General features: G+C 68.1%; 6 protein-coding genes and 1 pseudogene. 3 read left to right on the forward strand and 4 right to left on the reverse strand.

Features of this window, described 5'->3' with window-relative positions; genetic code table 11:
* The first annotated feature begins 152 nt into the window (after positions 1-152).
* Entirely contained in the window at positions 153-3,794 is a 3,642-nt protein-coding gene (locus CLM62_RS09505) for a helix-turn-helix domain-containing protein (protein WP_373559126.1), read from the forward strand.
* Between the two features lie 72 nt (positions 3,795-3,866).
* Here the strand turns inward: CLM62_RS09505 and CLM62_RS09510 are convergent.
* From CLM62_RS09510 to CLM62_RS09520, 3 genes and pseudogenes are all read right to left on the reverse strand, one after another.
* Positions 3,867-5,404 (reverse strand): annotated as a pseudogene (locus tag CLM62_RS09510) (ISKra4 family transposase).
* A gap of 71 nt (positions 5,405-5,475) precedes the next feature.
* Entirely contained in the window at positions 5,476-5,916 is a 441-nt protein-coding gene (locus CLM62_RS09515) for a hypothetical protein (protein ID WP_257003768.1), read from the reverse strand.
* 168 nt (positions 5,917-6,084) lie between these two features.
* Positions 6,085-6,957, reverse strand: a complete 873-nt coding sequence (locus CLM62_RS09520; protein ID WP_095749409.1) for a metallophosphoesterase — start codon at positions 6,955-6,957, stop codon at positions 6,085-6,087.
* A 968-nt stretch (positions 6,958-7,925) separates the two neighbouring features.
* Between CLM62_RS09520 and CLM62_RS09530 the strand changes: the two genes are divergently transcribed.
* The gene (locus CLM62_RS09530) at positions 7,926-8,633 is read left to right on the forward strand and encodes a hypothetical protein (RefSeq protein ID WP_143658993.1); all 708 of its coding nucleotides are present in this window, start codon (positions 7,926-7,928) and stop codon (positions 8,631-8,633) included.
* A 664-nt stretch (positions 8,634-9,297) separates the two neighbouring features.
* On the opposite strand, the gene CLM62_RS09535 is transcribed toward CLM62_RS09530, so the two are convergent.
* Positions 9,298-10,077 (reverse strand): hypothetical protein, encoded by a 780-nt coding sequence (locus CLM62_RS09535; protein WP_143658994.1) that lies wholly within the window; start codon positions 10,075-10,077, stop codon positions 9,298-9,300.
* Positions 10,078-11,429: 1,352 nt separating this feature from the next.
* On the opposite strand from CLM62_RS09535, the gene cas3 reads away from it, so the two are divergent.
* On the forward strand, positions 11,430-14,114 hold the full coding sequence (gene cas3 / locus CLM62_RS09540; protein WP_257003769.1) for a CRISPR-associated helicase Cas3': 2,685 nt from the start codon (positions 11,430-11,432) through the stop codon (positions 14,112-14,114).
* Positions 14,115-14,595 lie beyond the last annotated feature (481 nt).

Here is a 14,595-nt window from a genome sequence, read left to right on the forward strand (position 1 = left end):
GACGGTGGCTCGCCAGAGGCGTCGCGCTGAAAAGTCCTGAAGTAGACGGCGGTTAGTGCAGGTCAGCCCTACGCTTCCAGGGGATCACACTGATTCAGGGTGACGGCGGGGGTGGGTGGGTGACGGCGGGGGAGTTCTCGGGGCCGGCCGCGGTGTTCTGCAGGCTGCTGGGACGTCTGGTGCACGAGCAAGGCATCCAGCAAAGCGATTTGGCGCGCGCTGTGAATCTCAGCCCCGCCACGATCTCCATGCTGCTCAGCGGGAAGCGCCGCACCCCGCCGCCCTGGGACGACGTCGCCCGCATCGTGGAGTACTGCCAAGGCCGCGGCAATACCAGTGTGCCGGGCGGGCTGACCACCGATGCGGACTGGTGGCGCCACCGCCACCACGAGGCGCAGACTCATCACGACCAGGCGCCGCCGCTGCTGCGGCCGCGTGTCGTCAAGGTGCCGGCACCCTGGCGCGCTGAGAGCATTCCCGATGATTTCGTGAGCGCCGTGGACGTCTTCATCGGTGACAGAACCGACGAATTCCGTGGGCTGGCAGAGCAGTTACTGCAGCCCCTGAGCCTGCACGGTGAGGTGGTCGCGGACCTGCGCGGCGTGTTGGAGGGGTTCACCGAACGGGTGAGAGCCAGCCATAGCACCACCCGCACAGCCCTGCTCTGCGCGGCCGACCTGGTCATCCTGGTGACCGCGTTCTGCGATGCCGTAGGAGCGTCCGGCATCCGCTATGACACAGAACTCGCCTACGAGCGGGGCGACCTCGTCACCGACGTGGTCACGGAACTGGAACGGATCACCCTCGGATCGCACCGCGTCAGGCACCCGGCCGCCGTGCGCGCGGAAATCGAGACCACCTACATGTATGCGGCCGACACTGTGCACGACGCCGGTAACGGGCAGGGGCAGCCGCCGGACGAACTCGCCCGGAGCGCCTGGCGCCGCTACGAGGCCCTGCTGGCCGGTGTGACCTGGGAATGCCCTGAGCTGCGCCTGACGTCCGCCACAGAAGATCCGCCCGAGGCCCTGGACACTCCCGAAACCCTGGCGCCCGCATCACCGCCGGGCACAGGCATGGCGGGGCTGTCCCGCCTGTTCAGCGAATTCACCTGCGACGAAGCCACGGTGCCCCTGTCTCATCTGCAGCAACTGCGCTCCCCGCTCGCCCAGTCCGAGGAGTTGGGCCCGCGCATCCCCACCCTGCAAGCCGGCTACATCAACCCCTCCTTCCGCGTGGCCGGCCACTCCGGCTACCAGGCCCTCGTCCGTGACGACTGGTGGCAGGACCAGCCGCTGTGGCAGGACCTGGAGACATTCCTCGCCGCACACCTGCTGACGGAGCACGCCACCCGCGCGCCGCTGCTGATCCTGGGACACCCCGGATCGGGCAAGTCGCTGCTGACCAAGCTGATCACCGCTCGCCTGCCGGAGGCGGAGTTCTTCTGCCACCGCGTCGAACTGCGCCACCTCCCGGCCGACCTGGACGTGCAGGAGCAACTCGAAGAGTCCCTGCGGCGCTCCACCGGCCAGCACGCGCTCTGGCCCGAGGCCACCGAGCAAGCCGCCGGTGTCGTCAGGGTCGTTCTGCTGGACGGATTCGACGAACTGCTGCAAGCCGCAGCCGACCACATGGATCCCGCACGCCACTTCACCTACCTCGAGAACGTCAGCCGGTTCCAACAGCGGGAGGCCGACCACGGACGCCCTGCCGTCGTGATCGTCACCAGCCGCACCGTCGTCGCCGACCATGCCCGGATCCCTCATCTGAGCACCGTCATCCGTCTGGAACCCTTCGACGACGACAGGATCCGCAACTGGCTGGACGTCTGGAACAGCACCAACCGCCGCTACTTCACCACCCACAGCCTGCAACCACTCACCTGGGATGTGGTGAGCCGCCACCGCGACCTGGCCAGCCAGCCGCTGCTGCTGCTGATGCTCGCTCTGTACGACGGAGCCGGCAACGCCCTGCGCCAGCGCGACGGCATCGAACGCCTGACCTTGTATGAGCGGCTGCTCACCGAGTTCGTCCGCCGCCAGGTCACCAAACAGCACAACGCCCTGCCGGCCGACACCGAAGCCGCCCAGGTCGAACACGAACTGAAGCGCCTGGCCGTCATCGCGATCGGCATGTTCAACCGCCACCGCCAGAGCATCACCGCCACCGACGCCGAGAACGACCTGGCCGCCCTGCTGGGGGCCGCCCCGAACGACACCACACCGCTGCTGTTCGGGCGGTTCTTCTTCATCCACGAAGCCCAAGCAGTGCTCACGGGCCACGAACACCATTCCTACGAATTCCTGCACGCGACCTTCGGCGAGTACCTCCTCACCCGCCTCATCGCCGACGAACTGCACCGCCTCCAGGCCTCCACCAGCCCCGGCAGCGACCGGCCCGTCGACGACGGCCGACTGTACGCACTGCTCTGCCACGCCCCCCTGACCGACCGGGCCGAAGTCGTGCGCAACATCAGCGAGCACCTCACCCGCTTCACCGAAACCCAGCGCGCGCACCTGACCACCGTGTTACGGACCCTGTTCCACCAGACTCCAGGCGGCACCGGCCACCGCACCGCGGTGCTTTACCACCCCGCCCCCGTCCACCAAACCCAGCAAGACGCCGTCTACAGCGCCAACCTCCTCATGCTCGCCGTCCTGGCCCACTCCGGCATCCGCGTCTCGACCCTGCTCGGCACCCGCAGCACAGTTGACCAATGGCGCCGCCACACACAGCTGTGGCACTCCCAGCTCAGCGACGGCTCCTGGGACGCCTTCACCCGCACCTTGACGGCCGAGCCCCTCACCGGCCCCACCAACCAGACAACGGATCTGCAGGTGAGCGTGTCCGCCCACCTCCCTCAGCAGGAACTCGTCTGGACCGTCAACCTCCCTGGCCCCGAGGACGCGACGCGAACCTTCCGGCACCCCGAGGGCAGCCCAGCAGACCTGTACCGGCCGGCAACCTTCATGCACGATGTCGGCATACAGCACCTGCTGCACGCCATGGCGCCTCTCCTGCACCAGATACCTGCGGCCGCCGAGACCTACCAGGCGGCCGACGGCAAACACAGCCGGTCCCTGGCACACATGCTCGTGGCCCTGCTGCACCGCCCCGCCGCCGGCATGCGCCCATCTGACATGCCCTACCCCCAACTCCTGCGTATGCTGCAGGATCTGCCCAGGGACGCGCGCCTGATGGCCGCGGACATCCTGGCACGACATCTCCTCCACTCCGCCGCCGACCTGCCCGCTGCTACCGTCATCGACATTCTCGACCAGCTGACCACGCCCCGATTCACCAGCTCCGGCGGCCTGACCGCGAAGACCTGGCTGGTCCTTGCCGATTGCGTCAACAGCCTCGCCTCACGTTCCGACATCCCGCACGATCAACTCGGCAGGATCACAAGCCGTTTCGGGCCCCAAGCACCCGCCCTCGACACCGACGGCGACCCACTGACCAGGCTGTCGCTGCTGCTTGCCGAAGCCCAGAGCACCCTGATGTGGCACACCGCAGGCCGCCGGCCAGGCCAGACTGCTCTCGCCGAGGCCCTCACCCTGCTGGAACAACTTCCGCAGCCCAGGCCGCCGCACGCCATCATCGGCCTGCTCCGGCTGGCCCGCGACCTCGGCGCCGACAACTGGCTGACCAACCACGCCGAGCCCCTCCTCGCGACACTCACCCACGAGGGACTGCAGCAGCTGCGCCCGACCGACGCGGACGGGCTGCAGGAGCATGTGCACGATGAGGCTCTGCGGGCCGAGCTCCGCCGCATCACCAGCCGCTGGAGATAGCAGCAGGCCACAAGGGAGAGTCGGCTGACGCAATCACGAATGGGTGCGGATCCTTTGAAGTGACGGTCGGGATCAAGCGGTGAGGCTGTAGTTCTGCTGGTCGGGGCTGGGGTAGAGGCGTTGATGTTCACGGGCCGCGTGGAAGCGCCAGTAGTCCTCGAAGTCGCCGTTCGTGATCAGTGCGCGGAGTTGGAGGACGGCTTCGGCTCCGTCAAGTCCCCAGCGGGCGCCGGTGATGTCGAGGCGGTCGGCGATCAGGTGGCGGCAGGCGCCTTCGACGGCGCCGGTGGCGATCGGCCAGCCGGCCGCGAGGGCGGTGTCGTAGTGAAGCTGGTCGAGATGACCGGTGAGGTAGCGGGCGCAGGTGGTGACGGCGTCACGGCGGGTGGCGGGAAGCTGTTCGGCCGCGGCTTGGGCAGTCATCTCGATGGCGGCGCGCTCGGCGTGTCCGGCGAGGATCGCGGTGAGTTTGTCCGCGGCCCAGGTCTCGGCCTCGCAACTGCCGACCGGATGGAAGGCGTGCGCGGCCGTCCAGCAGTACTCGGCGACGTGCACGAAGTCGAGCAGAATGTTCAGGCGGATGCCGCGGCGGCGGCTTCGTTCTGGATCAGGTCGAGTTGGTGGCGGGCGCCGTCGACGAGCACGATCCAGTCCCGCAGACCTTGCGGGTCGCGGGCTGCGGCCTGGGCGAAGGCGTCGGCGACGACCTGGTCCGAGGAACGGATCACCGAGGCGGTGCACCATTTGCGCTCCGCTTTCGGGCCTTGCCTGGGTGGCCGGGCTTCGCTGCGGCCGCCGGGCGGGTGCACGATGTCGTGCGGCCGCCGCGGGGCCGCAGCAACGTCGAAGACGCAGGCCACCGTCGCCATGCGTTTGCGGTTGGGTTTCTCGCCCGGGGCCAGACGTCCGCGCCGCCCGGCCGCTGCGCTCCTGGCCGCGGCCCGGCGGGTGGCTTCGCGCAACGCTTCGGGGCGCATCACCACACCCTTGCCGTCAACCTGGATGATCAGCGGCATCTCGCGGGTGCACGGGGTGGGAATCTTCGCCGCGTAGAAGGCGGCGATGTCGATGGCGGAGGCGACCACCAGCTCTTTGAGGCGACGCTTGCCCAGCACCTTCCCGCACCGACGCTCGATCGCAGCGGCGGCCTGGTCGAACGAGCCGCGGACCGCTTCCCGGACTGCGAGCTTGGCCAGTCCGCGTGAGTGCCGGCCGGCGGGCAGCGACAGTTGTGCGTCCGCCGGGTGCACGTTGGCCTCGCCGCGGCCGCGATAGGCGATCCGGGTCACCCTAACCGGCCCGAACACGCAGGTCAGCAGGCGTCGGTGGCCTCGCTCTCGCCAGGTCCGCGGCTGTCCTTCCGGACCGATTACCAGCGGGAGTCCTCCGTCCGCTCGCAGCGTGACTTCCTCCTTCCTGGCTCGCTGATCCAGGTGGTTCTGCATCAATTGCCGCAGTAGTTCGCGTCCCAGCTGTTCGAGCTGTACTTCCAGTTCGTCATGAGACATGTTCGCCGCCGGGCCGTCGGCCAGCGTCGAGATGAGGCGTTCGAAGGCATCACGGGAGGCGGCATACGGATCAGGCTCGGGTAAGGCGTCGTACGGTTTCATCGAGGCTCTTCTTCGGGAGTGATTCGTTTTGGTTGGCACCTACGAATCTACGGAGAAGAGCCCCTTGGTCACTAGGAGTTGCCCCGATCTCGCCCCGGGCCTTGCCGGGCGAGGGTGAACTGTCCCGGCGTGTCCTCGTCCAGCCAGCCGCGCTCCACCAGACGCTTCAGCTTGCCCCGGGTCCCCTCGATCTTCCCGGTCGTCGTCGGCAGACCGATCCGCGGCACGATCTGCTTGGCCTGCACCGGTCCCGGCGCATCAGCGATGATCTCCACGATGTCCCGGTAGACATCCGGCAGCACCGCCATGACCAGACCCTCTCGCCACGGTGGCACCATCATCACCCCGACGCCGTGAGGCACCGACGCCTCGTTCGCTTCCGGAACGTCCCCGACCGCAACGTGCGGTTCGGCCTCCGCGGCTGACAGATCCGCCAGCACCTGCGTGACGGTCTCCCGCGTGATCTCCAGTCGCGACAGATCTTCCCGCGCCTTCTCCAGCCGGATGGCCAACTCCGCAGCCTCAGCCTGGAGTTCCTCCACGCAGCGGCGAGCCGCCGCCTCCCGCGTTCGAAGCTCTTCCGGTAACGACACCATGGCGCCCCACCTCCACACCCAACGGTAGGAGGGCAACGGCATCACCACATAGCAACGGGGCGCCTTCCGCAGCAGCCCGCAAAGTCAGGCCCGTTGCGGAGGGCCTAGCCTGTTGATGACCTCGCGCATCTCTTTCTCGTCGGCCTCGTAAACCGTCTCACCCATGCGCGGATCCCGGGCGTGAAGCGTATGGATCAGCGGTCCATGGGGTGCCCCCAGACGGACCAGGGAGGCCGAAGGGCCGTGGACCGCACGCTCGGTACCCGGCTGGGCGGTCAGGTCGATGCGGCTGACCACCCCTGGGGTGACCCAGACCGTCGCCTGCTCCATACGCGCCAGAATCTGCAGGTGGAAGTGCCCGCACAAGATCAGCTGAACGTCCGTCCCGCGGATCGTCTCGGCCAGCTCTGCAGGGTTCTCAAGGCCCAGCGCCTGCTGGACCTCGACGTCCAGGGCGACCGGCGGATGATGGAACGCCAGGACGGTGCCCGACGGCGCAGGGACGGCCAGCAGTTCCCGTAGCCAGTCGAGCTGACCGCGGTCCAGGCGGCCGTAGCCCTTGCCCGGAACGAGCGTGTCCAGCGTGATCAACCGCCATCCGCTGACGGTGCTGACCGCCGCGCGCTCACCTGCCGCCCCCTCGTACGCAGCCTCGGGCTGTCTGTGGCCACTGCCGAGCACCTCACGGAACGCGCTGCGGTCGTCGTGGTTCCCGGTCGCGTAAAAGACCTCCGCCCCGCGTCGGCCCGCGTAGGCGGACACGAGCTCACCGGCCCGCGTGTACGCCTCACGGGAACCGTCGTCGGCAACATCACCGGTGATGACCACCGCGTCGAGGCAGTCCACGTACTGGAGTTCGTCCAGCAGAAGACGAAGCGCGGCAGTGCCATCGGCCCCATCGGCGTCCGGGGTGCCTGCCGCGTCGAGATGAGTGTCAGAGAGATGCAAGATCCGCATCATCCGAACGTAGCCCTCCTCCACCACGTCGGGCCAGGCCCTACTTCGACCTCAGAGCGTGATCCCTGCCATCACTTCAGAGGATCCGCACCCATCCGAAATCCGGGCGGCGGGATGCTGGGCGCTCCCGGTGGGCGGTAGGGAGCCGTCCGCACCGTAGTGCAGATCCCCGCACTCGCGTCGTGCCGTCACCCTGGGTGTCCACCTGCACGGATAGTGCAGAAGTCTGCACTGACAGGGCAGGGGTCTGCACCATCGGATGGTCGGGTGACGATCTTGCCACCCGACCCCGACCTCACCGCCCTGCGTGCGACTTCTCATTGCGATGTCACGCATACTTCTCACCTAGATGTCATCCCTTATGGCTGGTCAGGAAGTAATTGGGTTGACATCAAGCGAGAAGATTCAGTGACATGAGAATCCCCAGCGCTCCGAAATGAGAAGCCCATAGGGCCAGTCCTTTGATCTGCTGTTTTTGCTTGCCTGGCTGGAGGAGATGTCACGCGCTTGGGGAAGGCGCAACAAGAGGCGAAGCACGGGGGTTCTGCAGGCTTACAGCCCCCACCTACGTGGGGAAGACGAGGAAGAGCTGTTCGCGTCCGTCGACGCTCTGGACAGACCCCCATGCGTGTGGGGAAGACCCGGAGCGCTTTCCCGGCTCTCTGACCGTCACCGACAGACCCCCACGCGGTGGGGAAGACGGCCCTACCTTGCTCTCGCAGGTCTACGGGGCGGACAGACCCCCACGCGGGTGGGGAAGACCCTTGCTCACCTGTGGTTTGGAGATCGGCAAAGCGTTTTTTGTTCACTTTACATGACCTGGCCGTGCGGGTGAGGGCTGCTGCCTGGCCGCGGTCGTCCTTGGGCGCAGCTCTCCCTCGGGGACTGGCTGAGCTGGGAACTTGAACCTCGGGCTGCGGTCTGAGTGGTGTGTCTCCTACGGTGTCGTCACGACCTTGGGGGCGGCGATGGGCTCGTTGTTTGAGGAACTGGACGTGCGGGAGGCGGCGGCCCGCGCCCGTATCGGGGAACTGCGGCAGCAGATCGCGGAGTTGACCGAGTCGCTGGATCGCGAGGAGTCGATGCTCTCCCGGCTGGAGATCACCCGGGAGACGGTCACCGAGATCCTCGGCGAGGCCGGAACGCAGGAGCTGGTTCAGTCGACCGAGCCACCGGCCGGGACGTCTCAGTCCGGGGAGGGCTCGCCGATCGGGGTGCTGACGGTGCCGCCGTGGCGGCCGGGCATGTCTGTGTCGGTGCTGCCGCGCTCCTACCAGGACCTGGTGGAGGCGCTCGCGGACACCGGCCATGCGATGCGGGCAGGGCAGGTGGCTGCCGCGGCCGGGCTGAGCACCGACAAGTCCAAGATCGAAGGGCTGCGCTCGAAGCTGAACCGGCTGGCCGAGCGGGGCTGGCTGGCCCTTGAGGGGCTGGGGCTATTCATCGTGGCGCATCCGGATGCGGAGGGTGCGTCAAGTGCCGTCGGCCGGGCAAGCGCGACGAGGAGTAGGGGTTACGCACCGAACAGCCGCCGTGTGCGTGGGGAGTACGCCCCGGTGACCTGGACCACGGTCGAGCGTTGGGACAGACCCCCACGTCTGTGGGGAGAGCAGCTCGCGCAGGCAGGTGTAAACGGCCAGAGTGGACAGACCCCCCCGTGCATGGGGAGAACCTGAAAGGCGTGCTGCTGGCCTGGGCTTTCGTGGACAGACCCCCACGTACGTAGGGGAAGGCTGCGCATCGCTCAGCTCGCCGCCCTGCTGTACGGCTGACTCCCACGCGTGTGAGGAATGCGGCGACGGACAGCTGTGCCCGGTTGGCGAACGGCAGACCCCCGCATACGTGGGGAAGACAGCGACTACTTCCTCGGCAGCCGCGAGGAGCTGGGAAGACCGCCACCTGCGTGGAGAGGATTCCCTTGGGTGGTCAGGTGCGCCCGGGCCCGGAACGATGAACCCCCACGTGCATGGGGAAGAATGTGGCCTCATCGATCTTCCGGCACTGGAGTCGGATAGACGCCCGCGTGCGCGGGGAGGACCCTTGACGGCCTCTGCGTCCGAAGACCAACCGGTGGTATTTCGATCACTTTACCTGATCTGGTGGCTGATGAGGCTGGCGCCCTGGGAGCGGTTGTTGCTGACGCGGCCGCTGAGACTGTCTGGCCTTGGGGGGCAGCAGGTGCGAGTGCGCCGCCGGTCAGGAGTGAGGCGGGCCGGGACGTTGTTTTCTGCACTTCACGAAAGTCGGCGCTGCCGGTGAGCGGGCGATGCTTCACGGGGCCAGCGGGCCTTGGCTGCCGGACGCCTTGAGCACGGCTGCCAGCAACTTCCTCTCCGCCCACTACTTGGGTGGGAGGTGACCTGTGAGGGTTTTCCAGTCCTGGAGAGCGTCCTCCAGTTCGGAGTCTGCAACTTTGCGGTGCGGGTCCTGGCGGTTGCGCTGCCGTACGACGGCGAGCTTTTTGCGTGCTGCCTCCTGTGCACGGGTGTCGGTCCGGGCTTCTTCCAACTGTTGCTCAGCCTGCGTGAGCTGGCGGGGGATCCGGGCGCGGAAGCTGTTCTCGTCGGCGACGGCGTTCTGGATGGCCACGGTGAAGTCGCGCACCGCTTCCTCATCGAATCGCTGTTGGTCATCCGCTGCGGGAAGAACGTGAGGGTACTTCGCACGGTGCACCCGCCCTGTGACGTCGGTGAGGTAGATCGAGTGGTTCGTCCTGCCCGTGTCGAAACGGGCATCGAGGCCGGCCAGTTCGATCGAGCGCGTTGCCGGTCCGGATGTCACCACTACGACGTGCTGGAACAGGACGAGTTCTCCCAGGTTGCCCAGTCGCTCACCGGCACCGGGATTGCGCAGCCGCGCTATCTGCTGCTCCAGTTGACGCAGTCCTCGCTCGTAGGCGGCCTGCGCCGAGGTGAGTTCGGCCTGCGCGGCGGACTCGGCCTCAGCCGCTTTGCGGGACACCGCACGTGCCTTGCTGCGCGCATTCGCCAAGGTGTTGCGGTCGCTTTCGTACTTCCAGCTGAATGCGAAGGCCCAACCGCCTGGATACCTGTGCCGCCTCCACAGCACCCCCAGACCCAAGCCCACCATTACGACCACAACCAGCTGTGCCGTGTTCACGCTCGCCCCCCTGCGCTATGGGCTCCCTGTCTTATCGCAGCCGAGCCGATAACGGCACCGGATCGGGGACACGCGTCACCAACGCCACATCCCACAGCTCACCTTCGTGACACACGCCCCAGACAGCTCAGCCGCCCCAGCCTGGGCCGGGGCGCGGAATGCCGGGTGCGCCGGCGCGATCGGGGCTCGCCAGCAAGCGTCCGCATGATCCGCCTGTTGCTTTCTGAGTCTCCCGGGCGCGGCGTGCGCGCGATCGGGCGTTGCGATGGACGACAGTGGTCATACGGAGTCATCAAGACGGACGCCGGCGTTCTTGGCGATGACGCACTGGATGAGCGGGAAGGCCCTCATGATCCGGGGTCGTTCGACATCATCGCCATCGGCCATGACATGCCCGCAGCCTGCACGGTGACGGTCCGCCTGGACCACTCCCACGGCGCCAGGGTGACCGCCGCCCTACGGTGGGTCAGAGAAGAGGACCATGCCTATCCCAAGCCCGACCGTGGCCGGGGGAGTGGTGATCGGACATCTGGGATCCCCTGCACTTCCTCGCCCCGGCCCGTGCTCTGCCTCCCACGTGATCCGCCGTCGGGGTTCGCTCCGGCCTGCGTCACCATCCGCCAATCTCAATTCTGCCGGTCATCGCCGACCTGGAGCGGGCGCTTTGAACGCCCGTGACGTCGGGTGCGGTCAAATGTTCGATAGACCCCCCACGGGTGTGGGGAAGACGCCGAGCGGACCTTCGGCAGTATCAACACCCTGGACAGACCCCCACGCACGTGGCGAAGTGACCGTTGGCCCAGGAAAATCTGTTCGACGACGGGAGGCAGACCCCCACGCGCGTGGGGAGGGCACCCCGCTGGTATCCCGTCTATCCCCGCGTGCTGGACAGACCCCCACGTGTGTGGGGAGGGCGACCGCAGCAAGGCTCGGAGCATGTAAGAAAGCGAACGACCCCCACGTGTGGAGGGAAGACGGGGGCTGCACGTGGTCGGCATCCCAGACCTGAGAGAAGCCCCCGTGCGTGGGGAGCATCCCAAGACGATCGTTGTCGACCGGGGAAAGGTCGACAGACCCCCACGAGTGTGGGGAGGGCCGCATATCGTCCAGCCGGCCGCCCTGCTGTACGGCTGATCCCCACGCGTGTGGGGAAAAGTAGGTCCCTGAGCGGCCCGTGATGACCAGCAGGGGCGCACCCTCACAGGATGAGGAAACCGACGAAACCCCGATCGTAGGCTACACCCTGCCCTTCCAGGGACGTGCGCCGGGGGAGATGCTCTGCATGCGGCAGGATAGGCGCAACACTCCTTATTGCAGGGTGGGTTGACGCAGAGCGGAGCGGGAGCGGGCTGGTGGGGGTGCGGGAGGATGCCCGGCGCGGCGGGATCGATCTGACGCCGTGGGGCAAGTTCGACCGCGCGGCGTGGGCGGTGTATCCGCTGCTGTTTCATCTGCTGGATGCCGCGGCGCTCGCGGGCGTGGTCTGGGACCGGTACCTGACCCGCGGTCAGCGTCGGCTGATCGCCGCCGGGCTGGGGCTCACTCTGGCCGAGGCGCGCTGTCTGGTGATGTTCATCGCCGGCCTGCACGATCTCGGCAAGTTGTCGGCGTTCCAGGAACAGGAGGCGTATCCCTGGGCCCGGGTCAGCGACACCCTGCGCGCGGACATCCGTGACTGGCAGCGTATGCCGCACGAACGGGCGTCCATGCACAGTGTGCTGCACCTGCTGGCCGAGGCCGGCTATCCGGCCGACACCTCCGACAGCCCCGGAGTGCTCGTCGCCCAGATCCTGGGCGGCCACCACGGCCGGTTCCTGCAGGTCGACATCGACGGCGCAGCCAAAGCCTCCCGGGTCAACCTCGCCCTGGGCGGACCGACCTGGCAGGATCTACGCCGCCGCTACTTCGCCCTGCTGCGCCACCTGACCGGCGCCACCGCGGTGCCCTCGGACGTCTCGGTGCCGGCTGCCGTGCTGATCACCGGAATCGGCATCATCGCGGATCGGCTGGCCAGCCAGCGCCACTACTGGCTGCCCAAAGCCCAGGCGCCCGCCTTCGGCGCCGGCGAGCACTACGCCCAGGCCGTCCGGGACGCCCCCGCCGTGGTCGAGGAGTCCGGGCTGACCCGCATCACCCTGCCGCAGGTGCCGTTCACCCAGGCACACGGCGGCCTGGAGAGGCCGAACGCCCTGCAGGCCTCGGTGATCGAGCAACTCACTGCCGCGGTGAGGGAGAAGGGGCCCGGCATCCTGGCGGTCACCGACGCCACCGGCGGCGGAAAGAGCGTCACCGCGCTGGAAGCAGCACGGATCTTCAACGCCTCCGGGGACACGGCCGGAATCCTGTGGCTGCTGCCGACCACGGCCACCACCGACGCCGCCTACGACCTCCTCGAGGCCTACGTCGCAGCCCACCATCCCGAGCACGCCCCGGTCTCCCTGGTCCACAGCCACAGCTACGACAACACCGCCTACACCGACCACCGCCTGGCCGCCCACGAACCCTCCACCAGCGACGCCTACTGGCCCGACAGCGACAGCGACGACGGCGACGATGACGAGGGCAGGCCGACTGCGGGGGAGCGGCCCGAAGAACGCGTCACGGTGCCCGACGGCTGGCTGCGCGGCTGGGACAGGGCCCTGCTGGCCCAGTTCACCGTCGCCACCCACGACCAGGCCCTCATGGCCGCCCTGCCAGTCCGCTTCAGCGCCCTGCGCATGCTGGCCCTGTGCGGGCGGACCGTCATCGTCGACGAAGTCCACGCCCTGCCCCCGTACATGCGGCAGACACTGTCCCGGCTGCTGCACTGGCTCGGCGCCCTGGGCTGCCCCGTGGTGCTGCTGTCCGCAACTCTGCCCGGCCACATCAGCGAACAACTCGTCCGCAGCTATCTCGACGGCGCCGGCCACCCGCACCCCGCAACAGCCCACCTGGACTGCCGGCCCCCCTACCCGGGCTGGCTCTACGCCGCCGCCTCGGACGCCTCCCTCACCCGCATCGACCCGGCCGCGGCCGACGCCCACGCCGACCGCCACCACCGCCGCGCCGACCTCCGTCTCCACCCGGTGCGCCACCCCTCCTGCACCGACCCCGAAGACACACCCGCCCGGGAGAGCCGCCTGGAGCGGATCACTCAGGAGATCGCCCCCGTCGCCCGCTCGGGCGGCTGCGCCGCGGTGTACTGCGCCACCATGGCCGACGCCCAGACCACCTACACACATCTGCGTACCGCCCTCGACTGGCCGGACGGCGGCCCTGACGGCCAGCTGCTCCTGCTGCACGCCCGCCTGCCCGGCCACCAACGCGAGGCTCTCATCCGCCGTATCCGCACCGCCCTGGCCTCAGCCGACGAGCGCCCCGGGCGGCTGGTGGTCGTCACCACCAGCCTGCTGGACATGAGCCTCGACATCGACGTCGACGTCATGGTCAGCGACCTGGCGCCCCTGCACACCCTCCTGCAACGCCTGGGCCGCCTGTGGCGCTTCGACCACATCAAGCGGCCCGACTGGCTGTCCGGCGACCGCCCCCGCCTGATCGTCCTGGAGCCCACCGACCATCGCGGCCGCACCCTCTTGCCGCCCGCCTGGCGCCCGTTGGACTCCCCGTTCCTGCCGCTCGCCACCGCCGCCTACCTCGCCCGACGGCCCGAGCAGCCGCTCACCCTGCCCGACGACGTGCAGCAGCTCGTGGAAGCCGTACACGGAGATCCTGGAGGCGCCGCAGACCCGTCGCCCGGAACCGGAGGAGCTGCGGGCGGAGGTGTCCCGGCTGAAGAAGGCGGAGCGCGAACTTCGCAGCGAGCATGCCGCCGAGCTCCGCGAACTGAAGGACACCCTGGCCACCTACGCCAACCAGATCCAGGTCCTGACCTTGCGCAACGTCGAACTGGAGGCATACAACGCCCGCCTCCTCGAATGTCTGCGCCATTCCGGGGTGAACGTCGCGGTCCTGCCGGCCCCGGGGCGTCCTTCGCCCTGACGCCACGTCACACGTCAGTCCGACGTACCGGGCAGACCGCGTTCATGCAAAGCCCCTGACACCTCGACGATCAAGACTTGCAGCTGCCGTGTCCGACCTCCCCTCAATTTTCCAAAGCGCCTTTCGCGGCCGTCACAAAGCTCGCTTGAGGAGGTACAGATCCTCTGACTTGAGCGTCATCTCACACTGCTCACTCGTCCATTTGTCCGTGCGCCCTGCACGGTCTCGCCGTCGTCGACGTCCCTGAGGGCTCTGCTGCTCGCGGCGTTCGGCCACAGCCAGCGCGGGCCGGCCTGCAGGTACATCTCCGCAGCGTCGACCCTAGCCAAGTTGCGGAACCACCCACACAGCCCATCCTGGAAGAAGGCACACGACTCCCGGGGCGAGCACCCTGCAACACATCCGCCCAGCAAAACGAACCCGACCGGGAGGGATCGACGATGCCACCAGTGGCGCAGATTCGCCGGATCATCTTCAACGACGAAGAGATCGGCATGGGCTTTAACAGCGGAACCGGCCAGGCGATCGGATCAGCCTTGG

Origin of the sequence: Streptomyces sp. SA15 (assembly GCF_002291145.1) — a bacterium.
Taxonomy (GTDB): domain Bacteria; phylum Actinomycetota; class Actinomycetes; order Streptomycetales; family Streptomycetaceae; genus Streptomyces.